General features: G+C 29.8%; 22 protein-coding genes and 1 pseudogene. 7 read left to right on the forward strand and 16 right to left on the reverse strand.

Annotation, left to right across the window (positions count from 1 at the left end; translation table 11 throughout):
• Nucleotides 1-37 precede the first annotated feature (37 nt).
• The 3 genes from BLV71_RS08505 to BLV71_RS08515 form a co-directional block, all read right to left on the reverse strand.
• Nucleotides 38-595 (reverse strand): hypothetical protein, encoded by a 558-nt coding sequence (locus BLV71_RS08505; RefSeq protein WP_093870134.1) that lies wholly within the window; start codon nucleotides 593-595, stop codon nucleotides 38-40.
• A gap of 14 nt (nucleotides 596-609) precedes the next feature.
• Nucleotides 610-2,982 carry a TonB-dependent receptor gene (locus BLV71_RS08510; RefSeq protein WP_093870135.1) on the reverse strand — a complete coding sequence of 791 codons (2,373 nt, stop codon included), beginning with the start codon at nucleotides 2,980-2,982 and terminating at the stop codon, nucleotides 610-612.
• Between the two features lie 206 nt (nucleotides 2,983-3,188).
• On the reverse strand, nucleotides 3,189-3,884 hold the full coding sequence (locus tag BLV71_RS08515; RefSeq protein WP_093870136.1) for a zinc metallopeptidase: 696 nt from the start codon (nucleotides 3,882-3,884) through the stop codon (nucleotides 3,189-3,191).
• Nucleotides 3,885-3,978: 94 nt separating this feature from the next.
• On the opposite strand from BLV71_RS08515, the gene BLV71_RS08520 reads away from it, so the two are divergent.
• The 6 genes from BLV71_RS08520 to BLV71_RS08545 all read left to right on the forward strand — a co-directional run bounded on the left by BLV71_RS08520 (nucleotide 3,979) and on the right by BLV71_RS08545 (nucleotide 8,340).
• Nucleotides 3,979-5,013, forward strand: coding sequence for an asparaginase (locus tag BLV71_RS08520; protein ID WP_093870137.1), 1,035 nt, complete (start codon nucleotides 3,979-3,981; stop codon nucleotides 5,011-5,013).
• Nucleotides 5,014-5,262: 249 nt separating this feature from the next.
• Nucleotides 5,263-5,985, forward strand: a complete 723-nt coding sequence (locus tag BLV71_RS08525) for a MotA/TolQ/ExbB proton channel family protein (RefSeq protein WP_093870138.1) — start codon at nucleotides 5,263-5,265, stop codon at nucleotides 5,983-5,985.
• Between the two features lie 8 nt (nucleotides 5,986-5,993).
• Nucleotides 5,994-6,428: a hypothetical protein gene (locus BLV71_RS08530; RefSeq protein ID WP_093870139.1), complete on the forward strand. Its 435-nt coding sequence runs from the start codon at nucleotides 5,994-5,996 to the stop codon at nucleotides 6,426-6,428.
• Between the two features lie 6 nt (nucleotides 6,429-6,434).
• A complete protein-coding gene (locus BLV71_RS08535; RefSeq protein ID WP_093870140.1) occupies nucleotides 6,435-7,064 on the forward strand; it encodes an ExbD/TolR family protein in 630 nt (209 codons plus the stop codon).
• An 18-nt stretch (nucleotides 7,065-7,082) separates the two neighbouring features.
• Nucleotides 7,083-7,553, forward strand: coding sequence for an ExbD/TolR family protein (locus BLV71_RS08540; protein WP_093870141.1), 471 nt, complete (start codon nucleotides 7,083-7,085; stop codon nucleotides 7,551-7,553).
• 124 nt (nucleotides 7,554-7,677) lie between these two features.
• Nucleotides 7,678-8,340, forward strand: coding sequence for a porin family protein (locus BLV71_RS08545; protein ID WP_093870142.1), 663 nt, complete (start codon nucleotides 7,678-7,680; stop codon nucleotides 8,338-8,340).
• Here BLV71_RS08545 and BLV71_RS08550 read toward each other — a convergent pair.
• From BLV71_RS08550 to BLV71_RS08605, 12 genes and pseudogenes are all read right to left on the reverse strand, one after another.
• Nucleotides 8,335-8,934 (reverse strand): hypothetical protein, encoded by a 600-nt coding sequence (locus BLV71_RS08550; RefSeq protein WP_093870143.1) that lies wholly within the window; start codon nucleotides 8,932-8,934, stop codon nucleotides 8,335-8,337. The genes BLV71_RS08545 and BLV71_RS08550 overlap by 6 nt on opposite strands.
• A complete protein-coding gene (rpoN, locus tag BLV71_RS08555) occupies nucleotides 8,934-10,397 on the reverse strand; it encodes an RNA polymerase factor sigma-54 (RefSeq protein WP_093870144.1) in 1,464 nt (487 codons plus the stop codon). The genes BLV71_RS08550 and rpoN overlap by 1 nt, the downstream gene beginning before the upstream one ends.
• Nucleotides 10,398-10,481: 84 nt before the next feature.
• Nucleotides 10,482-11,915 carry an asparagine--tRNA ligase gene (asnS, locus tag BLV71_RS08560; RefSeq protein WP_093870145.1) on the reverse strand — a complete coding sequence of 478 codons (1,434 nt, stop codon included), beginning with the start codon at nucleotides 11,913-11,915 and terminating at the stop codon, nucleotides 10,482-10,484.
• A gap of 100 nt (nucleotides 11,916-12,015) precedes the next feature.
• On the reverse strand, nucleotides 12,016-14,382 hold the full coding sequence (locus BLV71_RS08565; RefSeq protein ID WP_093870146.1) for an efflux RND transporter permease subunit: 2,367 nt from the start codon (nucleotides 14,380-14,382) through the stop codon (nucleotides 12,016-12,018).
• A 98-nt stretch (nucleotides 14,383-14,480) separates the two neighbouring features.
• Nucleotides 14,481-15,035 carry a ribosome recycling factor gene (frr, locus tag BLV71_RS08570; RefSeq protein ID WP_093870147.1) on the reverse strand — a complete coding sequence of 185 codons (555 nt, stop codon included), beginning with the start codon at nucleotides 15,033-15,035 and terminating at the stop codon, nucleotides 14,481-14,483.
• Nucleotides 15,036-15,086: 51 nt separating this feature from the next.
• Nucleotides 15,087-15,796 (reverse strand): annotated as a pseudogene (gene pyrH / locus BLV71_RS08575) (UMP kinase).
• A 102-nt stretch (nucleotides 15,797-15,898) separates the two neighbouring features.
• The gene (gene tsf / locus BLV71_RS08580) at nucleotides 15,899-16,867 is read right to left on the reverse strand and encodes a translation elongation factor Ts (RefSeq protein ID WP_093870148.1); all 969 of its coding nucleotides are present in this window, start codon (nucleotides 16,865-16,867) and stop codon (nucleotides 15,899-15,901) included.
• Nucleotides 16,868-16,956: 89 nt separating this feature from the next.
• Nucleotides 16,957-17,730: a 30S ribosomal protein S2 gene (gene rpsB, locus BLV71_RS08585; protein WP_093870149.1), complete on the reverse strand. Its 774-nt coding sequence runs from the start codon at nucleotides 17,728-17,730 to the stop codon at nucleotides 16,957-16,959.
• 154 nt (nucleotides 17,731-17,884) lie between these two features.
• Nucleotides 17,885-18,271 (reverse strand): 30S ribosomal protein S9, encoded by a 387-nt coding sequence (gene rpsI, locus BLV71_RS08590; protein WP_093870150.1) that lies wholly within the window; start codon nucleotides 18,269-18,271, stop codon nucleotides 17,885-17,887.
• The gene (rplM, locus tag BLV71_RS08595) at nucleotides 18,271-18,726 is read right to left on the reverse strand and encodes a 50S ribosomal protein L13 (protein ID WP_093870151.1); all 456 of its coding nucleotides are present in this window, start codon (nucleotides 18,724-18,726) and stop codon (nucleotides 18,271-18,273) included. Before rplM ends, rpsI begins: the two co-directional genes overlap by 1 nt.
• 100 nt (nucleotides 18,727-18,826) lie before the next feature.
• Entirely contained in the window at nucleotides 18,827-20,638 is a 1,812-nt protein-coding gene (locus tag BLV71_RS08600; RefSeq protein WP_255405141.1) for an LTA synthase family protein, read from the reverse strand.
• A 242-nt stretch (nucleotides 20,639-20,880) separates the two neighbouring features.
• Nucleotides 20,881-21,729 (reverse strand): OmpA family protein, encoded by an 849-nt coding sequence (locus tag BLV71_RS08605; RefSeq protein WP_093870153.1) that lies wholly within the window; start codon nucleotides 21,727-21,729, stop codon nucleotides 20,881-20,883.
• 127 nt (nucleotides 21,730-21,856) lie between these two features.
• Here BLV71_RS08605 and BLV71_RS08610 point away from each other — a divergent pair, with 127 nt between their 5' ends.
• Nucleotides 21,857-22,831 carry an FAD:protein FMN transferase gene (locus BLV71_RS08610; protein WP_093870154.1) on the forward strand — a complete coding sequence of 325 codons (975 nt, stop codon included), beginning with the start codon at nucleotides 21,857-21,859 and terminating at the stop codon, nucleotides 22,829-22,831.
• On the opposite strand, the gene BLV71_RS08615 is transcribed toward BLV71_RS08610, so the two are convergent.
• Nucleotides 22,828-23,598 (reverse strand): class I SAM-dependent methyltransferase, encoded by a 771-nt coding sequence (locus BLV71_RS08615; RefSeq protein ID WP_093870155.1) that lies wholly within the window; start codon nucleotides 23,596-23,598, stop codon nucleotides 22,828-22,830. The genes BLV71_RS08610 and BLV71_RS08615 overlap by 4 nt on opposite strands.
• Nucleotides 23,599-23,600: the final 2 nt, after the last annotated feature.

Consider the following 23,600-nt stretch of genomic DNA (forward strand, 5'->3'; position numbering starts at 1 on the left):
AACAATGAAATATATACTAAGAAGAATAAAATCTGATTTATTGAGTTTGGTATTCATTAATCGATTTGTTTTTGTAAAATATTATAGCATATCCAATAGCAGTAATTACATATACATAGATTAACCTTGAAGGTATAAATCTACCAAAAAATGCAATTAGAGTTGCAACTACTACAAGTATTACACCTAGTTTATTTTGTTTTAAATAATTTAAAGCTAAAAGTAATAAACCAATATTTAAAAAGTTAGGGCCAGTGGTTATAAATGGTTTCCATATTGATGGGAATTTAGAAATATGCCCTGCGAATTCATTCCGTATTTCTTGAGTAGGTTGGCTCCACCAAATAAAATCCAATACACACATTCCTATGATAGAAACTATTCCAATAATAATAACAGGAATTCCTAGGTAACTATATGTTTTTTTAGGAAATTGCCCTAGTTGAGGTATTAATAAAGTAACCCCAAGGAATAATGACCAATGAGCGAAGTCTATAGGTTTTAAGGCATATACAAATTCATTACCTTGAGCTAATAATAGTTGACCAATAGCTTCAAAAAGTAATCCGGCAATAAAAAAAGGTTTAAAGTTCATTTTGTACGAAAGTATTAATTATTATCTTGAATCCTGTTTTCTTCATCTCTAGAAGAGTTACGCTTTGATTTTTTCTTTCCAAATTTAGATCCAAAACTATAGGTTAATCGTAGTTGAATGTTCTGACGTGAACCATTACTTTCTACTTTGGCAGTTCCGTTTCCGTAATCAATTGTTCCGTTAAAACCACGGTTTAACATTTTATTAAAGCCTAGGTTAACTTTTAATTTATCATCTAAAAATTTTTTTCCAAGTGAAAAATCTAAACCAGCAAGCCAATCAACATCAATTTGTCCTTGTAAAGCTCCAGTTCCGTAATTACCACTCATTTCAAAGTTAACATCCCAAGGTAGTTTGTAGCTAGCTTGAATAAACCAAAACAAATTCCACTTTGATAAATCTACTCCATGTATTATTGAGTTGTAGCTATTTTTGTTAACTATAAAACCAGTATAACCTTCAACTCCTTTAATAAAGTTTAATGGACCGAATAATCTAAAGTTCCAATTGGTGAAGTTTTCAACATTTACTGCTTGTTGTCTAATCTGTGCGTTGCTATTATCTTGTTTAATTAAATCAAAAATAACATCATTGGTTTTACTGTAACCAACTGTAAAGAAAGGTTGCCCTTTGTAAGTTAAATTAAATTGGTAGTTATTAGTAAAGGCAGGTTTTAAGGCTGGATTTCCTTCACCAGCTGAAAAGGGGTCTAGGTAAGTAGCGAATGAATTTAAACTATTATAAGAAGGTCTTCTAATTCTATAACTATAAGATAAACTACTTCCTATTTCTTCAGTAATTTTTCTACTAATTGAAGCGCTAGGGAATAATTTACTTATAGGTCTTTTCTTTAATTCTGTAACCATTTGGCCATTTTTTAAAAAAACTGAAGTACCATCAGTGTTACTATCTTCAAAACGTAAGCCACCAGAAAAAGACCATTTTCCGTAGTTGGCATTAATTTTTGAATATATGGCGAAAATATTTTCATTAACTAAAAATTGGCTACTATTTGTTTGATCAAAGTCAAATGTTCCAGTGTTGTTTTCTAAAAATGATTTTAAATCACTATCAGTATTTACCATAGCGTATTTACTACCGATACTTAATTTAAAGTTATCAGAGAAGGTTTTGTTATAGTCAATTCTATACGTTTTAATAGTGTATTTACCATCTTGAAGATACCTACGGTCTTGAAAAGGAATTGTGCTTCCTGGAACATCTGATAACGTGTTTGTATTATCGTTTTTATAATCAATATAGTTAAAATCGATTAAAAGTTTGTCTGTGTCTGATTTGTACTCGTAATATGGGTTGATGTTAAAGTCAACTCTATCTCTATCAAAACTATTTTCTGAAAATAATATATCAGTGGTATTAGTTCTAGATATAATAGTTTTACTTGAGGCAATCCTGTCTGATTTTCTGTTATTCCATCGCCCACCAATACCTATAGAGTTTTTATCATTAATATAATAATCTAAGCTACCGCTAACTGTAAATCTATTAGGGTTATACGGTTCTTTGGTTGCTTGATCATAAGTTTCATTTCCAACGGTTCTTACTAAAAATAAATCATCTCTCCATGTTGGTTGTGAATGACTAATACTAGTTTGCCAGTTTAGTTTGTTTTTATAACTAGCTATCGAGGCTCTAGTTCCATATTCAAAACCTTCATCTTCACCAATCCATCCCATTACACTACCATGAGTTCCTAAACTAACGTTTTTCTTTAGAATAATATTTATAATAGCTCCTGACCCAGAAGCATCGTATTCGGCACCGGGTTGTTCTACGACCTCTACTTTAGAAATATTATCAGCAGGAAAATCACGTAATAAAGTGTCAACATCCATGTATTCAGTTGTTTTTCCATTAATAAGAATTCGTACGCCGCTTTTCCCAGCTATGGTAATTCCACTATTAGTTACTAAAACTCCAGGAACTTTTCGCATTACATCCTGTAAGCTAGAATTAACCATTTCAGTTTTTTCTAAATCTACAATTAATTTTTCCGCAGTTTGTTTTATAACTGGTCTTTTAGATTTAATAACTACTTCATTTAATGTTTGACTTTCTTCTTTTAAAGTGAAGTTTAAAGTTTTATTGCTGTCAAGTTTAAACTCTTTAGATTTCTCTATTTTGAAACCTAAAACAGAAATTTCAATTTGATAAGTATTAGAAGAGATGTTTTCAAATTTATAGTTACCATTTTCATCAGTAACAGTTCCTTTTGGAGTTTTGTTTCCTTTTTTTTCTTTTAAAATTACGTTAGCAAATGGAACAGTTGTGTTGTTTTGATCAATTACCTTACCGCTAATGCTATGTTGAGAAAAAGTTGTTGTTATTATAAAGAATAATAAAAGAGTAGTAGTTAAAAGTTTCATGTTAATCTTTTTTTCATTTTTACACTTCAAAAGTGCGTTGTTAATTAAAGTATTGAAATAGAAATCTGATGAATTAGGTTATTTTTCCGATGAACAGATATTCATATTCTATGAAAATAAAGACACATGAATTTTATAAATAGTTGCCTTAAAGCAAAAAAACTTCGGCATTCCCGAAGTTTTTTACAAAATTTAAAAGTTAATTATTAGTCTCTACTAGCAGCCATTAATTTCATTGCCCAATAAGCAAGCATAGCTAAAGAGCCTAAGGCAGCTACAAGATAAGTTCTTGCCGCCCATTTTAAAGCATCTTTTGATCCAGCGAATTCTTCTCTAGTGACTATATTTTTGGCTTTTAACCAAGCTAAAGCTCTATTACTTGCATCATACTCAACAGGCAGGGTAATAAAACTAAATAAAGTACTCATTCCCATTAATACAACTCCACCAGCTAAAACCCAATACCCTAAACTTGAAGCAGCACCCAAAACTAATCCTCCCATGATTAAATATTGAGAGAATCTTGAAGATACAGTTACCATTGGTACTAAATTTGAACGCATTTCTAGCCATTTATATGCTTTTGCATGTTGTACAGCGTGTCCTACTTCGTGAGCTGCAACAGCGGCCGCAGCGGCGTTACGTTGATTGTATACACCTTCACTTAAATTAACTGTTTTGTTTTTAGGGTTGTAATGATCAGTTAACATTCCTGGAGTTGATATAACTTGAACATCAAAAACACCATGATCATTCAACATTTTTTGAGCAATTTCAGCACCACTCATTCCGTTGCGCAAGCTAACTTTTGAGTATTTTTTAAACTTTTGTTTTAACGTATTGCTAATTAACGAGCTTACTAGAGCCATAACTCCAATAATTATATAATATTCTAAACCCATAATTTTAAGTTTTTTGTAATTTAATTCTTTTTAAGTTAATAAATTTACCGCATAAATTATTCCATAATATAATAACTAATAATAAAATGTCAAAATGACAAAAAAACCAAAAATACTTATTGTTTATACAGGTGGAACCATTGGTATGGTTAAAGATTATAAAACAGGAGCGTTAAGAGCATTTGATTTTAGTCAAATATCAAATAAGATACCAGAATTACAACAGTTACATTGTGATATAAAAACTATATCGTTTGATGAACCTATAGATTCATCTAATATGAACGTAAATTATTACGTAAGTATAGCTGAAATAATAGCAGATAATTACTCGATATTTGATGGTTTTGTAGTTTTAACTGGCTCGGATACTATGTCTTATACATCTTCAGCTATTAGTTTTATGTTAGAAAACCTGCAGAAGCCTGTGATTTTTACTGGTTCACAGTTGCCAATTGGAGATTTAAGAACAGATGCTAAAGAGAATTTAATAACTTCTATACAAATTGCGTCAACATTAGAAAATAATGAACCAGTAATTCAAGAAGTAGGGCTGTATTTTGAGTATAAACTATACAGAGCTAATAGAACAACAAAAATTAGTGCAGAACAATTTGAAGCATTTGCTTCTATGAATTACCCTCCGTTAGTTGAAAGTGGAGTGCACTTAAATTTTAATTATCCAATTTTATTAAGATCTAAGAATAAAGAAGAAAAGTTGATTTTTAGAAAAAAGTTAGATAATAACATTGCTATTTTGAAATTATTTCCAGGTATAACTAAAAAAGTTGTTGAAAGCTATAAGCATATTGACGGTTTAAAAGGTATAGTTTTAGAAACCTATGGTTCTGGTAATGCTCCAACTCAAAAATGGTTCCTGAATTTATTAGAAGAATTTGTAAATAATGGAATTTATATTGTAAATGTAACTCAGTGTGAAGGAGGAAGTGTTATTTTGGGACATTATGAAACAAGTTCAGATTTAAAGAGAATAGGGGTTATTGACGGGAAGGATATAACTACTGAAACTGCAGTAGCAAAAATGATGTATTTATTAGGTGAAAACTTAACAAAAGACCAATTTAAAGAATATTTTGAGTTACCACTTAGAGGAGAAATTAACAAATAAGCAAAAATGGTATGTTTTTTGTTGCTATAAATGCCTGAATACCTTGTGAAAAGACTAAAGTGGTAATGTTAATATATAAAACCGTTAATTTTTTTTTAAGAACCAACATTTTTTTGTTACTTGCCACTCTAAAAATGAAAAAATACGATAAGTGTAACTAAATATGCCACTTATTAGTTTTTTTATATTAAAATTACAGTAAAATTTGTATTTTTAACTCGTTAACTATTTAAAATTAATTATAACAAAATGAAGAAAGTAGTAAATATCCTAACTATTGCAGGATTTATGTTTTTAGGAGCTATTCAATCAACTCAAGCTCAGGAAGCAGCTAAAAAAAGTGAAGGTTTTCGTCAAGAATTAAAACAACGTTTTATTGAAGGAGATCCTGGGTTTATGGGAATTGTATTGGTAGCTTTAATTTTAGGTTTAGCAATTGCAATTGAAAGAATTATTTATTTAAACATGGCTACAACTAATACTAAAAAGTTAGTTGCTAATGTTGATGAAGCATTAAGTTCAGGTGGAGTTGAAGCTGCTAAAGAAGTATGTAGAAATACTAAAGGGCCAGTTGCTTCTATCTTTTATCAAGGTTTAGAAAGAGCTGATGAAGGTATTGACGCTGCTGAAAAAGCTGTTGTTGGATATGGTGGAGTACAAATGGGATTATTAGAGAAAAATATTTCTTGGTTATCTTTATTTATAGCTTTAGCACCGATGTTAGGATTTATGGGAACTGTAATTGGAATGATTACTGCATTTGATTCAATTGCTGTATCGAATGATATTTCTCCTGCAGTAGTAGCTGTTGGTATTAAACAAGCACTTTTAACAACTGTATTTGGATTAGTAGTAGCAATTATCTTACAGATTTTTTACAATTATATTGTTTCTAAAGTAGATAATATTGTAAACAACATGGAAGACGCTTCTATTTCTTTAATCGATTTGTTAGCTAAGTACAAAAAATAATTTTTCTTATGAACGGAAAAGTATTAAATATATTAATAGCTATCATTGCAATAATAGGAATCGTATTATTTGTAATGGTAGGTATGGCAGAGGAAGCTTCAGAAAGTTTGAGCTCTGCAACATCGACAATCGTAGATTATTCTTTAACCTTGTTAATTGCAGCAGTTGTAATTTCTGTTGTTTTATCAATCTTAAGTTTGCTACGTAATCCAGAAGCATTAAAAAAGACATTATTAGGACTTGTAGTATTAGGAGTTTTATTTGCTGTGTCTTATTTTTCTTCTTCTGATGCGGCTGTTATAGGAACTAGTAATGAATTATTAGCACCTCAAGGTGATACTTCTAAGTGGTCAGGAACAGGATTAATATTCAGCTACATATTATTAGTTGTAGGTGGAGTGTTTTTTGTTTGGGATTTATTGAAAGGATTAATTAAAGCATAATATACTATGGCAAGAAGAGAAAACCCAGAAATTAATGCAGGTTCGATGGCAGATATTGCCTTCTTGCTACTTATCTTTTTCCTTGTAACAACTACGATGGATGTTGATTCAGGTGTTTCTAAGAAATTAGCTGAAAAACCTCCAATAGATTTTAAACCACCTATTATTAAGGAGAAAAATATTTTTGAGATTAGTATAAACCGTAATAACGATCTTTTTGTAGAAGGAGAGATTATGGAGTTAAAAGATCTTAGAAAGGCTACAATAGCTTTTATAGATAATGGTGGAGGAGAAGGTAAAGAAGAAAATGGTGTGAAAACTGGTCCTTGTACATATTGTAAAGGGGAAAGAGATCCAGAATCTTCTGATCATCCTAACAAAGCTATTATTTCTGTAGAGAGTGATAGAGGTACGGAATATGGTACTTATGTTTCTGTACAAAATGAATTGTTAGCTGCTTATTCAGAATTACGTAATCGATTATCACAAGAAAAATATGGTATGAGCTTTACTGAACTTGAAAAAGCATTTAAAGATAGTGCAAGAAAAGATGAATCATTAAGGAAAAAAGTTAAGGATATTAAGAATAGTTATCCTCAAGTTATTTCTGATACTGATCCAACAAGTGTTCAATAGTAATTAAAAGCAAGAATTATGTCTAAATTTAGAAAAAAGAAAAAAGGCTTACCAGCTTTGTCAACGGCATCTTTACCAGATATTGTTTTTATGTTATTATTCTTTTTCATGGTAACAACTACTATGAGAGAAACTAGCTTGCTGATTGAAGCACCACGTTTACCTAGTGCTTCAGAGGTTAAAAAATTAGAGCGTAAGAGTTTAGTAAGTACTATTTATGTTGGTAAAGCTAAAGATACTAAATATGGAACTGGATTTGATAAAATTCAATTAAATGATAAGATATCTACAGCTGCTGATGTACCTTCTTTTATAATTAATGAAAGAAGTAAAGTTTCTGAAGCTGAAGTTCCTTTTATGACAACTTCAATTAAAGCTGATAAAGAATCTAGCGTAGGTACGTTAGCTGATATTCGTGAAAAGTTAAGAGATGTTAATGCTCTTAAATTAAGTTTATCTACTCACAAAGGAAGTGCTATAAGAAAATAATGTAAATTATTTATAATTATACAAAAGTGCAATCAATTCTGATTGCACTTTTTTTATACAATAGCTTTATATTTATACGATTTTTATTAAATGAGAGTTTTATTATCATATAATTTCTAAGTAAATGAAAAAAATATTTATAATACTATTTTTGATACTTTGTAATAACCTTTATAGTCAAAAGGATTCATTAAGTTTTGGAGATAAGTATTTAGAGGATCAATTGTATATTAATCTTAGTTATAATGTATTGTATAAACAACCAAAAGAAGTAAGTTCAAGTAAGTTTTCTTATGGGATTTCAGGAGGTTATATAAAAGATATTCCTATTGTTACTAATGGAAAGTTAGCTTTTGGTGTCGGTATAGGTTATGGCTTTGATTCTTTTAATCACGGTGTTAAAGTATCACAAGTTAGTTCAAAAGACTTTCTTGAGTCAATTCCTAATAATAAATTACGAATTCATAATATTGAAATGCCTTTGCAGTTTAGGATACGATCTTCAGAGGTTAATAAATATTCTTTTTGGAGAATTTATGTAGGTGTTAAAATAACATACAATTTAAATAATAAGTTTAGTTATGTTACTAACGGTACTACTGTTAATTTTAGTAATATTGATTCCTTTAATAAATGGCAAACAGGACTTACCATTTCTGCTGGGTATGGTACATTTAATTTTTATGCGTATTACGGTTTAACTCCTATTTTTAAAGATACTATGATAAATAACATACCTATTAACACCAAAATATTTAAATTAGGATTAAGTTTTTATCTGTTATAATAAAAAGTATACAATAAATTGAGAGGTAAAACCTAAAAAGAAGCCTGTATACACCTCTTTTGGGGTATGTGCTTTTAAATACAGTCTTGATGTTGCTAAAAGCCCAGAAAGAATAATAAAAATGATAATTATTGGTAGTATATTAATACCATGTATTTCTTGAAATATTAAAAAATAACCTACAGCTCCTCCCATAGAAAGTAAGTGTAAACTTGATTTCAAACGTGTAAAAAATAAAAAATAGGTAATGGTTAATCCTAATACTATACCGTAAAAAAGGTAACTTAAATCTTTAACAATATTTAGTTTTTGAAATAATTCGGCTAAAAAGAAAAGTAATGCTATCATAAAAAATAAAGGAACCTTTCTTTCTTTAATACTAAATACTTGGTACGATTTTATATATCCTATTGCCTTTAGAAACACTAATAATAGTAGCGGAACAATATAAGTTGAAATAAAAACAATGCTGAGTATAGTTAACTGTTGCTGGCTGCTCAAATTAATTGGAGAAAAAATAAAATACAATAGAATTCCAATAGTAGGCATTACTATTGGATGTAAAATTGTTGATATAAATTTGTGCCAGCGCATTAAATTTCTTTTCGTAAACGAGCAACAGGAATGTCTAATTGTTCTCTATATTTAGCAACTGTTCTTCTTGCTATCGGATATCCTTTTTCTTTAAGAAGTTTAGATAGTTTCTCATCAGTAAGAGGCTTTCTTTTTTCTTCTTCAGCAATAACAGTCTCCAAAATTTTCTTTATTTCACGAGTTGAAACATCTTCTCCTTGATCATTTTTCATAGATTCGGAAAAGAACTCCTTAATTAATTTTGTTCCGTAAGGAGTTGTAACATATTTACTATTTGCTACCCTTGATACCGTTGAAACATCCATGTTAATTTCATCAGCAATATCTTTTAAAATCATAGGTTTCAATTTCCTTTCATCACCAGTTAAAAAATATTCTTCCTGATAATGCATAATAGAACTCATAGTTATTAAAAGTGTTTGTTGACGTTGTTTAATTGCATCAATAAACCATTTTGCAGCATCAAGTTTTTGTTTGATAAACATTACTGCATCTTTTTGTTCCTTACTTTTTTCTTTAGAATCACTATATCCTTTTAACATGTTATTGTACTCACGAGATACATGTAGTTCAGGAGCATTACGAGAGTTTAGTGTAAGTTCCAAAATACCTTCAACAATTCTAATTGTGAAATCAGGAACAATTTGCTCAGCAATTTTATTATTACCAGCATACGAACTACCAGGTTTAGGATTTAATTTACCAATTTCAGTAATAACATCTTTTAGTTTTTCTTCAGTAATATCAAACTTTTCAAGAAGTTTTTTATAATGCTTTTTAACAAAGTGATCAAAAGCATCTTCAAGTATTTTAATAGCTAAATCTCTATTTTCTTTCTCTGTTTTTGACTTTAATTGGATAACTAAACAATCTTTTAAGTTTAAAGCACCAACACCAATAGGATCTAATTTTTGAACAACATTAATTAATACGTGGTTTACTTTTTCTTCAGTAGTAAAAACGTTTTGGGTAAATGCTAAATCATCAACCAAATCTATAATTTCTCTTCTTATATAACCACTATCATCTATACTACCAACTAAAAACTCAGCAATAGCTTTTTCCTCTTCATCAATTCTAAATGTATTGAGTTGATTTTTCAAAGATTGGTGAAATGTTGTTCCTGCTGCATAAGGAACTTGTTTGTCTTCATCGTCTGATGAGTAATTATTTGCTTGAGTTTTGTAACTAGGGTATTCATCATCACTTAAATACTCATCTATGTTTATATCTTGAGCATCTATTTTTTCATTACCAGTATCATCATAATCAGTATCATTGGCAAGTGTGTCTTCAAAATTTTCAACCTCTTCTTTGCCCGTATCTAACGCAGGGTTTTCTTCTATCTCTTGTTTTAAACGTTCTTCAAATGCCTGAGTAGGTAATTGGATTAGTTTCATCAGTTGAATTTGCTGAGGAGATAGTTTTTGAAGTAATTTGTGATGTAAACTTTGTTTTAGCATAAATACAAATATATGAATTCAGGCAAAATAAAATCGCCATTCTTTGAGGAATGACGATTGTTTTATATAAGTTTTATGATTTTTTTAAAATTCTGCGTTCTGTGGCGTCCTTGGAAAAGGAATTACATCTCTAATATTACTCATTCCGGTAGTGAATAAAACTAAACGCTCAAAACCTAAACCAAATCCAGAGTGAATAGCAGTACCAAATTTACGAGTATCTAAATACCACCATAATTCTTTTTCATCAATATTTAATGCAGCCATTTTTTCTTTTAGTACATCTAAACGTTCTTCACGCTGAGCTCCACCAACTATTTCTCCAATACCAGGGAAAAGAACATCCATAGCTCTAACAGTTTTTCCATCTTCATTTAAGCGCATATAAAAAGCTTTAATGTCAGCAGGATAATCAAATAAAATCACTGGACATTTAAAGTGTTTTTCAACTAAAAAACGCTCATGTTCAGATTGTAAATCGGCACCCCATTCATTTATTGGGAATTGGAATTTCTTTTTCTTATTAGGTTTAGAGTTACGCAAAATATCAATAGCTTCTGTATAGCTTACTCTTTTGAAATTATTATCAACAACAAATCTTAATTTTTCTAGTAAACTCATATCGCTTCGTTGAGCTTGTGGCTTACTTTTTTCTTCCTGAGTTAGTCGTTGATCTAAAAATGCTAAATCATCTTCACAGTGTTCTAGAACATACCCTAAAACCGATTTAATGAAATCTTCAGATAAATCCATATTACCATCTAAATCCATAAAAGCAACTTCAGGTTCAATCATCCAAAATTCAGCTAAATGACGTGTAGTATTTGAGTTTTCAGCTCTAAATGTAGGTCCAAAAGTATATACTTTACCTAAAGCCATGGCGTAAGTTTCTGCTTCTAACTGACCAGATACAGTTAAGTTAGTTTCTTTACCAAAAAAATCTTGTTTATAATCTATTTGCCCTTCTTCATTTAAAGGAGCTTTATTTGCTTCGAAATTTGTTACTTTAAACATTTCTCCAGCACCTTCAGCATCTGACCCTGTAATGATCGGGGTATTAACATAATTAAATCCGTTGTCTTGGAAATATTTATGTACCGCAAAAGATAGCTTAGAACGAACTCTCATAACAGCGCTAAACGTATTCGTTCTAACACGTAAATGTGCATTTTCACGTAAAAACTCTAAACTATGCTTTTTAGGTTGAATAGGGTATTCATCAGGATTAGAATCTCCAAGAATTTCTAAATTAGTTACATTAATTTCAACCTTTTGTCCTTTACCCTGGCTTTCAACAAGAGTACCAGTTATACTAACGGCAGCACTTGTAGTAATTCTTTTTAATAAAGCCTCATTAGTATTTTCAAAATCTACTACACATTGAATATTATTTATAGTAGAACCATCATTTAAAGCAATAAAACGATTGCTTCTAAAGGTTCTAACCCATCCTTTTACATGTACTTCATGTAAAAACTTATCCGACTGTAATAGTTCTTTTACGCTACTTCTGTTCATTATTTCTTAAATTCTTGTATAAAAACAAGCAAATATACTTTTTTGCAATAAGATGAGCAATGATATTTTGAATATAAGAAATAGAGTGCTTAAAAACAGTTTATTTATCCTCTTCTTTTGGAGGTAAAATTTTAAAATTAGTTTCTTTTAGTACTTTTTTGTTTGCAATTTTCTTCTCAAATGAAATTAATAAAGAAGGTAACAGTACTAAGTTTGAAACCATTGCTAATAATAGAGTTACTGAAACTAAGCCTCCTAAAGCTATAGTACCACCAAAACTTGAAATAGTAAATACTAAAAAACCGAAAAATAATACAATAGAAGTATAAAACATACTTACTCCTGTTTCACGTAATGCTGAGTATACAGCAGGCTTTATTCTCCAGTTATTTGCTAGGAGTTCTTGTCGATATTTTGCTAAAAAGTGAATGGTATCATCAACGGAAATACCAAAAGCAATACTAAATACTAAAATAGTTGAAGGTTTTATAGGAATATTAAAGAACCCCATTAATCCTGCGGTTATTAGTAAGGGAAGCATGTTTGGGATAAGTGAAATTAATATCATTTGTGGAGATCTAAACATCCAAGCCATAAAAATTGAAATTAAAACTATGGCTAATGATAATGAAATAACTAAATTTTTGATTAAATAATTTGTTCCTTTAAGAAATACAAGTGCTTTTCCTGTCATAGAAACATTGAATTTTTCTTCAGGAAATTGTTTTTTGATAACCGCATGTAGTCTATCTTGAATGATATCCATTTTATCGGTACCAATATCTTTCATAAAGGTTGTGATTCTAGCATACCTACCTGTTGAATCAACAAAGTTTTTTAACATTCCTGAATTACTACTTGAATTTTTTGTGTAAGAAAAAATATAGCTTTTTTCTTGTGATGTGGGTAATTGGTAAAATTTCGGATTTCCTTTATAATAAGCCTGTTTCGAGTATTTAACAAGGTTGGTAATTGAAATAGGTTTAGATAACTCAGGAAACGTTTCTATTGTTTCATTAAGCTTTTCAATCTTTTTTAAAGTTGAAAGCTTCATTACTCCTTTTTCTCTTTTAGTGTCTACTAAAATTTCCAAAGGCATTATACCACCAAATTCACTTTCAAAAAACTTAATATCTTTATAAAATTGTTTGCTTTTGGGCATGTCTTCAATTAAACTACCTGAAACTCGTATTTGGTATAAACCGATCATACTTAGTATTATAACAACAACAGTTGTAATGTATATAGTAATACGTTGAGTTTTTACAGTATGTTCCATCCAGTTTACAACATCTTCTATCCATCTTCTTTCCAAATGAGTTAAATGTTTCTTCTCAGGAAGTGGCATAAAGCTATAAATAACAGGTATAATTAATAGTGCAAGAATAAAAATACTTATAATGTTAACAGAAGCTAAAATACCAAATTCACGAAGTAGCTGACTTTTTACAAAAACAAATGTAGCAAAACCAGATGCAGTAGTAATGTTTGTCATTAAAGTAGCATTACCAATTTTTGATATTACTCGTTGTAATGATTTAGCTTGATTTCCATGTTTTTTTACTTCTTGTTGGTATTTATTAATAAGGAAAACTGCGTTTGGAACTCCAATTACGATAATTAAAGGCGGAATAAGAGCAGAAAGAACTGTTATTTCATATCTAAACCAACCAATAAAACCAAAAGCCCATACAACACCAATTCCAACTACAAGTAATGTGATAAATGTTGCTCTAAATGAACGAAAAAAGAAAAAGAATATAAGGGCCGTAATAAGTAATGCTCCTAATACAAAAATCCCCATTTCTTTAGTAATATTTAAAGAGTTTAAGGTTCGTATATATGGCATTCCAGAAATGCGGACATCAATTTTTTGTAATTCTTCAAATTTTTCTATTTTAGGAATAAGTATTTCGGTAATGAAATCTGCTCTTGCAGGAGTATTTATTATATCTTTATTTAAATAAATAGCAGTTTGTAAAACACCTTTATCATTATATAATAAATTTTCGTAAAATGGTAGTTTTTCGAAAAGTTGTATTTTTATTTTGTCAATTTCTTCTTTAGTAGATGGAGGTTTACTAAATAAAGGTTCTACTACGAACTTTCTGTTTTTCCTGTCTGCTTTTAATTGTTTAACATCAGAAATTGAAACAGAGAAATCTACTTGTGAAATTTCCTCAAAAGATTTCGTTAGTTTATTCCAAGCATTAAATTTTTCTGGAGAAAAAATGGTACTGTCTTTTATACCAAGAATAATAAGATTACCCTCTTCTCCAAAAATTTCTAAAAATTTATTGTACTTAAGATTAGCTTCGTGATCACTAGGTAGAAGATTAGCTTCAGTGTAAGAGAAGCGCATATATTTCATTTGAGTGACTAAAAGCCCAGTAATAACAGCAATAAAAAGTAAAACAAAGTAACGATTACGTAATATAAAACCTGCGATCTTGGTCCAAAAAGTCATTCAAAAAAAATTTTAGCAAAGGTAGTTAAATGGGTGTAATAAAAATAAAAAAAAGAGTGTCTTAAAAAACACTCTTTAAAAAGCTTATTTAAAAGAAATTATACAGTCATAATTTCTTTTTCTTTTACTGTAAATTTATCATCAATGTCTTTGGTAAATTGATCAGTCAAATCTTGAATATTTCCTTCAGCTATCTTTTTCATATCATCAGAAATATCAGTTTTTTTTATGTCGTTATTTGCTTCTTTACGAGCATTACGAATTCCAACTTTTGCATGTTCTGCTTCAGCTTTAGCTTGTTTTGCTAAATCTTTTCTACGTTCTTCTGTTAAGGCAGGAACATTAATAATAATGTTTTCACCATTATTCATTGGATTAAAACCAAGGTTAGCATTCATAATTGCTTTTTCAATTTCTTGTAACATGTTTTTTTCCCATGGTTGAATTGAAATGGTACGAGCATCAGGTGTATTAACATTAGCTACTTGACCCAAAGGTGTAGCTGAACCATAATAATCTACTTGAACATTTGCTAACATAGCAGGAGAAGCTTTTCCTGCTCTAATTGTTCTTAGTTCTTTTACTAAATGATCAATTGCTTTGTTCATACCTTCTTTGGCTGAATCTATAATAAAATCAATTTCTTCGTTCATTTTGTATGTATTTTAATGCCTCTTTATTAATTTAGAGGTGATTATTATATTTTATTGATTATCAACTATTGTTCCAATATTTTCTCCAGATATAAGCTTCAATAAGTTTCCGTTAGTGTTCATGTCAAAAACTATAATTGGAAGCTTGTTTTCTTCACTTAATGTAAAAGCAGTCATATCCATAACCTTTAGGCCTTTCTCAATAACATCTTTAAAGGTAATATTATTAAATTTTATGGCATCTTTATTTTTTTCAGGATCGGAGTTATAAATCCCATCTACTCGAGTACCTTTTAGTATTGCATCAGCATTAATTTCAATAGCTCTCAATACAGCAGCTGTATCTGTTGTAAAATACGGATTTCCAGTACCACCTCCAAATATTACAACACGTCCTTTTTCTAGATGTCTATTAGCTCTTCTTTTAATGTAAGGCTCAGCTATTTCTTTAATTTCGATTGCTGTTTGTAATCTAGTTTGAACACCCTCATCTTCTAAAGCACTTTGCAACGCTAAACCGTTTATACAAGTAGCAAGCATTCCCATATGATCACCCTGAACTCTGTCCATACCATTACTAGCACCAGCAACGCCCTAAAAATATTTCCGCCACCAATAACAATTGCAACCTCTATATCTTTTTCAACAACCTGTTTTATTTCTTGTGCGTATTCTTTAAGTCTTTTAGGATCTATCCCATATTGGCGTTCACCCATCAAAGCTTCACCACTTAATTTTAAAAGGATTCTTTTATATTGCATAATTTTATTGAAAGTTGGGCAAAATTAATGATTTTTTTTGAAGCATAAAAAAACCATTCTTAAAAAGAATGGCTTTTATATAATGTAAATGTTTTATGGTAATTACCCTAAAGTAACTCTAACAAAACTTTTAATATCAACATCACCGTATGATTTAACATAGTCAGCTACTGTTTTCTTTTCATCTTTAATGAACTTTTGATCTAATAAACATTGTTCTTGATCTAAAGTTGTGTTATCAGAAATAAATCTTTCCATTTTTCCTGGTAAAATTTTATCCCAAATTTTTTCTGGTTTTCCTTCAGCTTTTAATTGCTCTTTAGCAGCTTCTTCAGCTTTGGCTAAAGCTTCATCAGTTAACTGTAGCCTAGATACGAATTGAGGAACGTTTTTAAGAGTTTTACCTAAACGAACTAATTCTTCATTATCTTTTACAATAGCAGCAATTCTTGCTTCAGTTTCAGCAGTAACAAATGCAGGGTCAAAATCTTTATACGATAAGCTTGTAGCTCCCATAGAAGCAGCTTGCATAGCTAAATCTTTAGTTAAAGCATCTGCATTATCTACGCTAGAAGTTAATCCTACCATAGCAGCAATTTTACCAACGTGAGTATATGCTCCTACATATGGTGCTTCAATTTTTTCGAAAGATGTAATATCGATTTTTTCACCGATAACACCAGTTTGTTCAATCAGTTTTTCAGCAACAGTAACTCCACCGAAATCAGCAGCTAAAAATTCTTCTTTAGTATTGTAGTTAAAAGCGATATCTACAAATTGAGATGCTAAAGCTTTAAATGAATCGTTTTTAGAAACGAAATCTGTTTCACATGCTAATACAATAGCAACTCCATATGTGTTGTCATCGCTAATTTTAGTAATAGCTACACCTTCAGTAGATTCACGATCTGCTCTTTTAGCAGCGATCTTTTGTCCTTTTTTACGTAAAATTTCAATTGCTTTATCAAAATTACCTTCAGCTTCTACTAATGCATTTTTACAATCCATCATTCCAGCTCCGGTAGTTTCTCTTAATTTCTTTACGTCTGCAGCGCTAATTTTTACTGACATTTCTATCGTTATTTTTAGTTGTAAATATTTTTGTTGTACAAGATATAAAAACCTAAAGGTTCCAATGTAATGAAACCTTTAAGTTAAAATTATTTTGATTCTTCAGTTGTAGCTGGTTTTTCTGTAGCAGCTGGTGCTTCAGTTTTAACCTCTTTTTCAGTTTTAGCCTTTTCTTTTTCGGCTTTTCTGTCAGCTAATCCTTCAGCAATTGAATCAGTAACATAAGATAATACTTTATCAATAGATTTAGAAGCATCATCATTTGCAGGTATAACAAAATCAACTGGTCTTGGATCAGAGTTTGTATCTACCATAGCAAAAATTGGAATGTTTAATTTTTGCGCTTCAGCAATAGCAATGTGCTCTTTCTTTACATCAATTACAAATAAAGCTCCAGGTAAACGAGTCATATCAGAAATAGAACCTAAATTCTTTTCTAATTTAGCTCTTTGACGATTGATTTGTAATTTTTCTCTTTTAGATAAAGCATCAAAAGATCCATCTTGTTTCATTCTATCAATAGATGCCATTTTTTTAACAGCTTTTCTAATAGTAACAAAATTTGTTAACATACCACCTGGCCAACGCTCAGTAATGTAAGGCATGTTTACATTTTTCGCTTTTTCAGCAACGATATCTTTAGCTTGCTTTTTAGTTGCAACGAATAAGATTTTACGTCCTGAATTAGCTATTTTTTGTAAAGCTTTAGAAGCTTCATCAATTTTAGCTGATGTTTTATACAAATCGATGATGTGAACACCATTACGTTCTGTATAAATATATGGAGCCATGTTAGGGTTCCATTTTCTTGTTAAGTGACCAAAGTGTACGCCACTTTCTAATAATTCTTGAATGTTTGCCATTTTAATAAATGTGTTTACGTTCTGTTTTCGCAATATTTCAGTAGTTATTAAGTCTGAAATATTTAGATACTAAACTGTTAAAAATTGATATATAATAACAGTCTCTTTTGAAAATAAACATTGAAAGCCTTTTTGGAAGGCAACAATGAAAATATTAACGTTTAGAGAACTGGAATTTCTTACGTGCTTTCTTCTGACCGAATTTCTTACGTTCAACCATTCTAGGGTCACGAGTTAATAATCCTTCTGGTTTTAATACTAGTCTATGATCTTCATTAATAGAAACCAAAGCTCTAGTGATTGCTAAACGAATAGCTTCAGCTTGACCAGTAACACCACCACCATAAACATTTACTTTAATATCATAAGACTCTAAATTGTCAGTTAACATTAAAGGTTGTTGTACTTTATATTGTAAAGTACCTGTTGTAAAGTAGTTTTTATATTCTTTTTTGTTGACTGTAATGTTTCCACTTCCTTGTGAAACATAAACACGAGCAACAGCTGTTTTTCTTCTACCTATTTTGTGTATAGTTTCCATTATATAAGATCGTTAAGGTTAGTAGCTTTAGGGTTTTGAGCATTTTGTCCGTGCTCAGTACCTGCATATACATATAAATTTCTGAATAATGCACTACCTAATTTGTTTTTAGGTAACATTCCTTTTACTGCTTTTTCGATAAGTCTTGTAGGATCTTTTTCGAACATTTCTGTAGCAGTAAGTGATCTTTGCCCTCCTGGATAACCTGTGTGACGGATATAAGATTTATCAGTCCACTTTTTACCAGTTAAGTTAATTTTTTCTGCGTTGATAATAACTACGTTATCTCCACAATCTACGTGAGGAGTATAGTTAGTTTTGTATTTACCTCTAATTAGTTTTGCTACTTTAGAAGCTAGACGACCCAACGTTTGCCCGTCCGCATCAACCAAAACCCACTCTTTGTTAACAGTGTTTTTGTTAGCTGATACTGTTTTGTAACTTAATGTGTTCATAATTACACGATTAGTTTTTGTCAAATGATTAATAATAATAAATTTTCCTTTAAAAAGGACTGCAAAAGTACGATTATTTATTTGATTGACAAATAGTAGGTTAGTTTAATTTGAGTTTTTCATTTTTAAACATTTCATAAGCAGCTTGATAGTATGAAATTGTTTCTTTTAAAAATGTAGAGTCAGTTTTAATAGGTGTAATTTCATTTTTCAATTTATTCCAGTCGTAAAAAACATGACCTCTTTGAGTTTCAAGTAATAATAATTTACCAGGTTTTAATAATCCTACTTTTCTATGGTTGCCTATTAGTGCTCTTTCATCTTCTGGGTTCATTTTATTAATATCTTTTCCATAAAGATTTGAAGTATAGCTCCAGTTTAAATATCCGAATAGGGTTGGAAAGATGTCTATTTGTGATGAAAGCTTATTTATTACAGTTGGCTTATTTTCTTTCATGTTGAAAATAAAAGCTGGTATGTGATGATTTTCTACATTTATTTCTGTTCTACCAGCACTAAAAGCACAATGATCTGACATGATAACAAAAATTGTGTTTTTAAACCATGGTTTTGTTTTTGCTTCTGCTAAAAATCGTCTCAAACTTTCATCTAAGTATTTCATAGACCCTCTTATATCTACACCAGGAGGCAAATCTATAATATTCTCAGGGTATGTATGTGGTTTGTGATTAGAGCTTGTCATTACAAAATTGAAAAAAGGTTGTTGCTCTTTGTGTTGTTTATCAGCTACCTTTATAACCTTATTAAAAAGGTCACCGTCACAAATAGCCCAAGCATTTTCAAAAGTTGTTTCTTCATCTTTAATTCTTGTTCTTTTTGTAGGTAAATTCTTTTTTAAACGATGTAATTTTCTTCTGTCAACAATATCAAATCCATTATAACTAAAATAATCGGTCATATTATCAAAATGGCCATCACCCCCATAGATAAATGATCGAGAGTATCCTTTTTGTTTAAATACTTCCCCTATGGTAAAAAGGTTTTCGTTGTTTTCACGTTTTACAATACTTCTTCCTGGTGTAGGTGGAATTGATAAACTAATAGCTTCTATACCTCTTATAGTTCGAGTTCCTGTAGCATATAAGTTGTTGAAAAATATTGATTCTCCAACTAAAGAATCTAATGTTGGTGTCCATACTTTATCGTTACCAAAAGTGGTCATGAATCTAGCGTTCAAGCTTTCTAAACCAATAAATATTATATTTGGTTTTTTTTCTTCTCCTAAATTAATTGTATGTCTTTTAATGCCTTCATAATTTATAAGACTATCATTTGAGGCTTTTATGTTTTTTCTTAATATGCCGTATACTTCTTTTTTTGAAATAGTGTCGTAAAATTCTTTATAATTAAGCTCATTACTTTTGTAAGCAGCAAAGAAAGAAAATAGACCAGACTTTGCTAATTCACTTTCATTGATATTGTCAAAAATTTCTGCATTGGTGTTTTTAACTTTAAAATGGAATAATGAAAAAATTAGAACAGCGAAAAATGCAGGGATTATTTTTTTATTAAAAGAATCATCACTTTCAAATGTAAGTTTATATGCATTTCTTTTTTTAGCAAATCTTATGCTGATTATTAATATTAAAACAATAACTCCTACTAACAAAGGAATAGGAAATGATTGATGTATGTTTTCAACTACTTCATAGGTGTATAATAAATAATCGACAGCAATAAAGTTATATCTTCTTTGATATTCTTGCCAAAAAGGAACTTCGGCTAAAAAAGAAAATATAAAAACAAATAATAATAATCCGTAGGTGAATTTTGTTATGAGTTTATCAAGTTTACTTCCATGGAACTTCTTAGGTATTATTAATAGATATATAGTGTAAAGTAGTAATACATATGATAGTACACCAATATCATAAAATATTCCTATAGCCAATATTTTGAATAGATTAATAATAGAAAAATCAATTGTATTTAGCGTTAAGAAATATAATGAACATCTAATTACGAAAGCAAAAAAAAGTATGGTTAGTACAAATGTTTTAGCTAGCTGAAATCTTTTAGGTAATAGTTTTGTTAGCATGAAGTTATTAAAATGTAAAGTTGCAAAGAACGAGAATTTTATTAAAACAAAAAAAAACTGCCATTAGGCAGTTTTTTATTTATATGTTTTGTTTGTTATTCAGCTTTTTGCTCTAACAATTCGAAGAATTGGTTTAAACGAGGAAGAATAATAATTTTTGTTCTTCTGTTTTTTGATTTGTTTGCAGCTGAATCATTAGTGGTTAAAGGAGCGTAACTACTTCTACCTGCAGCAATTAATCTACTAGGAGCTACGTTGTATTTGTTTTGTAATTGGCGTACAATTGCAGTTGAACGTCTAACACTTAAATCCCAGTTATCTTTTAAAACTGAAGAACCTTTTATAGGAGTATCATCAGTATGACCTTCTATCATTACATCCATTTTAGGCTGTGCATTAACAACTGTTGCTACTTTTTCTAATACTTTAGAAGCTTTATCTGTTATAGTATAGCTACCGCTTTTAAATAAAAGCTTATCAGAAATTGAAATAAAAACTACTGTTTTTTCAACATTCACTTCAATATCTTCATCATCAATTCCTTGCTGTAATTCTTTCTTTAAATGGAAAGCAACAACTAAGTTTAATGAATCTTTTTTAGAGGCAGCTGCTCTAATTCTATTAATGTATTTGTCTTTTTTGCTTAATTGAGCAAGAGTTTCTTTAATGTTATCATTTGCTCCTTGAGTTAAAACAGTTAAATTTCCTACTTGTTTTAGAGTTTCACTTTTGTCTTTACGTAAGTCATTAACAGTGGTTTGTAGGATACTTGATTTTTCTTGAAAACGTTCTTTTTCAACCAAACACTTTGTTAAATTTGTTTTTACAGCAAGTAATTCTTCTTGTGTTTTTTCATGTTTAGCTTTTAAAGCTTCCATTTCTTTAGTAGAAGCACAAGAAGCTATTAATATGGTTAGTACAAATAATAGAAATGCTTTTTTCATCTTAAATTAAATTTACTTTGATTGAATATTATAAAGCAAAGTTATAAAAATGGGAATACAAAAAAGATAATTAACAATCTTTTATGAAGATTGAAACTATTATTTTTGTGCTTAAATATTTTAACTGATGCTAAAAAAGAGTTTTTATTTAAGTACACTAGTGTTATTTGTTCTTTTTGGATGTAGTGAAAAAAAGCAAAAAGAGATTGTTAAGCTCGAAGGAGTTGTTTTTGGAACTACTTATCATATTACCTATTTAGATAAGACAAATTACCAAAAATCGATTGATAGTTTATTTAATTTGGTTAATAATTCGTTATCTACCTATATGCCTACTTCTGATATATCGAAAATAAATAAAGGTGACTCAACGGTAGTGGTAGATGATATGTTTGTAGATGTTTTTGAAAAAGCTAAACGAATTCATAAAGAAACTAATGGGTATTTTGATCCTACGATAGGTCGTTTAATTGATGCGTATGGTTTTGGATCGGGAAAAGAGAAAAAGAATTTGAGTTCAGAAGAAATTACAGGACTTATGAAGGGAGTAGGTTTTGATAAAGTAAAACTAGAGAATAGAAAGGTGTTTAGGGAAACTTCTAATATAGAATTTAATGTGAACGCTTTTGCTAAAGGATATGGTATTGATGTTATTGGGTGGTTTTTGGAGAGTAAAAAGATTAATAATTATTTAGTAGAAATAGGAGGTGAAATTAGAGCAAGAGGTAAAAAGGAAGGTAAATTATGGAAGGTAGCTATCGAAAAACCAAATGTTGATGGTACACGATCACTTCAAAAAATAATTGAATTGGATGATGAATCTATGGCTACTTCAGGAAACTACAGAAAATACAAAATGAATGAAGAAGGGGAGAAAATTGTGCACACAGTGAATCCAAAAACTGGTTTAGCGAAAGAAAGTAATTTGTTAAGTGTTTCAGTTCGTTTAAAAGGAGATTGCGCTGATGTAGATGCTTATGCCACTGCGTTTTTAGCAATGGGTTTAGATAAAACAAAAGAATTTTTGTTAAAGCATCCTGAATTGAAGGTTGTTTTATTATACAATGATAAGAATAATAAGTTGCAGGAGTTTATAAATTAATTTTTAAAACAGACTGGTAAAATTTCACCTTTCATTAAAGCAAATCGTTCTAGTTTTTCTGGAGCGATTTTTTTTGTGAAATCAACTTCATCAACTTGAAAACCAATAGATCGAAGTTTGTTAAAATAATCACGACCATATACACGAACATGATCGTATTGACCAAATATTTTAGCCCGTTCTTTTGGGTCGGTAATGGTATCGTCTTCAAAAGTAGTTTCTCTATTTAGATCTTGAGGGATTTGAAAAATACCAAAGCCACCAGTTTTCATAACTCTGAAAAGTTCGTTCATGGCTTTTGTGTCATCTTGAATGTGTTCTAAAACGTGGTTACAAAAAATAACATCAAATGAATTGTTTTCAAATGGTAAGTTACAGATATCAGCTTTTACATCTGCTATCGGTGATTCTAAATCAGAAGTAATATATTCTAAGTTTTTTTGTTTTCTAAAAATGTCTAAAAAACACTGTTCTGGGGCAATATGTAATACTCTAAACTTTTTTTTTGAAGAAAAAAAAGTAGATTCATTTTGTAAATACAACCACAATAAACGATGTCTTTCTAATGATAAGGTAGAAGGAGATAAAGCATTTTCTCGTTGTACACCATATCCGTAGGGTAAAAATTTTCGAAAAGATTTTCCGTCAATAGGATCTGTATAATTATCACCCTTTAACCACCAAGAAATAATGGGTTTTGCCCAGTAACTAGCTTTTATTAAAATAGGTCTAGGTATAGTATTTAAAATAGCTTTAAAAAAAGACACTT

This window comes from Tenacibaculum sp. MAR_2010_89, assembly GCF_900105985.1.
Lineage (GTDB): Bacteria > Bacteroidota > Bacteroidia > Flavobacteriales > Flavobacteriaceae > Polaribacter > Polaribacter halocynthiae.

What these genes read in the sequence shown, in the direction of transcription:
- BLV71_RS08505 (WP_093870134.1), bottom strand. Translation starts at nt 595, where the DNA reads ATGAACTTTAAACCTTTTTTTATTGCCGGATTACTTTTTGAAGCTATT.
- BLV71_RS08510 (WP_093870135.1), bottom strand. Translation starts at nt 2,982, where the DNA reads ATGAAACTTTTAACTACTACTCTTTTATTATTCTTTATAATAACAACA.
- BLV71_RS08515 (WP_093870136.1), bottom strand. Translation starts at nt 3,884, where the DNA reads ATGGGTTTAGAATATTATATAATTATTGGAGTTATGGCTCTAGTAAGC.
- BLV71_RS08520 (WP_093870137.1), top strand. Translation starts at nt 3,979, where the DNA reads ATGACAAAAAAACCAAAAATACTTATTGTTTATACAGGTGGAACCATT.
- BLV71_RS08525 (WP_093870138.1), top strand. Translation starts at nt 5,263, where the DNA reads ATGAAGAAAGTAGTAAATATCCTAACTATTGCAGGATTTATGTTTTTA.
- BLV71_RS08530 (WP_093870139.1), top strand. Translation starts at nt 5,994, where the DNA reads ATGAACGGAAAAGTATTAAATATATTAATAGCTATCATTGCAATAATA.
- BLV71_RS08535 (WP_093870140.1), top strand. Translation starts at nt 6,435, where the DNA reads ATGGCAAGAAGAGAAAACCCAGAAATTAATGCAGGTTCGATGGCAGAT.
- BLV71_RS08540 (WP_093870141.1), top strand. Translation starts at nt 7,083, where the DNA reads ATGTCTAAATTTAGAAAAAAGAAAAAAGGCTTACCAGCTTTGTCAACG.
- BLV71_RS08545 (WP_093870142.1), top strand. Translation starts at nt 7,678, where the DNA reads ATGAAAAAAATATTTATAATACTATTTTTGATACTTTGTAATAACCTT.
- BLV71_RS08550 (WP_093870143.1), bottom strand. Translation starts at nt 8,934, where the DNA reads ATGCGCTGGCACAAATTTATATCAACAATTTTACATCCAATAGTAATG.
- rpoN (WP_093870144.1), bottom strand. Translation starts at nt 10,397, where the DNA reads ATGCTAAAACAAAGTTTACATCACAAATTACTTCAAAAACTATCTCCT.
- asnS (WP_093870145.1), bottom strand. Translation starts at nt 11,915, where the DNA reads ATGAACAGAAGTAGCGTAAAAGAACTATTACAGTCGGATAAGTTTTTA.
- BLV71_RS08565 (WP_093870146.1), bottom strand. Translation starts at nt 14,382, where the DNA reads ATGACTTTTTGGACCAAGATCGCAGGTTTTATATTACGTAATCGTTAC.
- frr (WP_093870147.1), bottom strand. Translation starts at nt 15,035, where the DNA reads ATGAACGAAGAAATTGATTTTATTATAGATTCAGCCAAAGAAGGTATG.
- tsf (WP_093870148.1), bottom strand. Translation starts at nt 16,867, where the DNA reads ATGTCAGTAAAAATTAGCGCTGCAGACGTAAAGAAATTAAGAGAAACT.
- rpsB (WP_093870149.1), bottom strand. Translation starts at nt 17,730, where the DNA reads ATGGCAAACATTCAAGAATTATTAGAAAGTGGCGTACACTTTGGTCAC.
- rpsI (WP_093870150.1), bottom strand. Translation starts at nt 18,271, where the DNA reads ATGGAAACTATACACAAAATAGGTAGAAGAAAAACAGCTGTTGCTCGT.
- rplM (WP_093870151.1), bottom strand. Translation starts at nt 18,726, where the DNA reads ATGAACACATTAAGTTACAAAACAGTATCAGCTAACAAAAACACTGTT.
- BLV71_RS08605 (WP_093870153.1), bottom strand. Translation starts at nt 21,729, where the DNA reads ATGAAAAAAGCATTTCTATTATTTGTACTAACCATATTAATAGCTTCT.
- BLV71_RS08610 (WP_093870154.1), top strand. Translation starts at nt 21,857, where the DNA reads ATGCTAAAAAAGAGTTTTTATTTAAGTACACTAGTGTTATTTGTTCTT.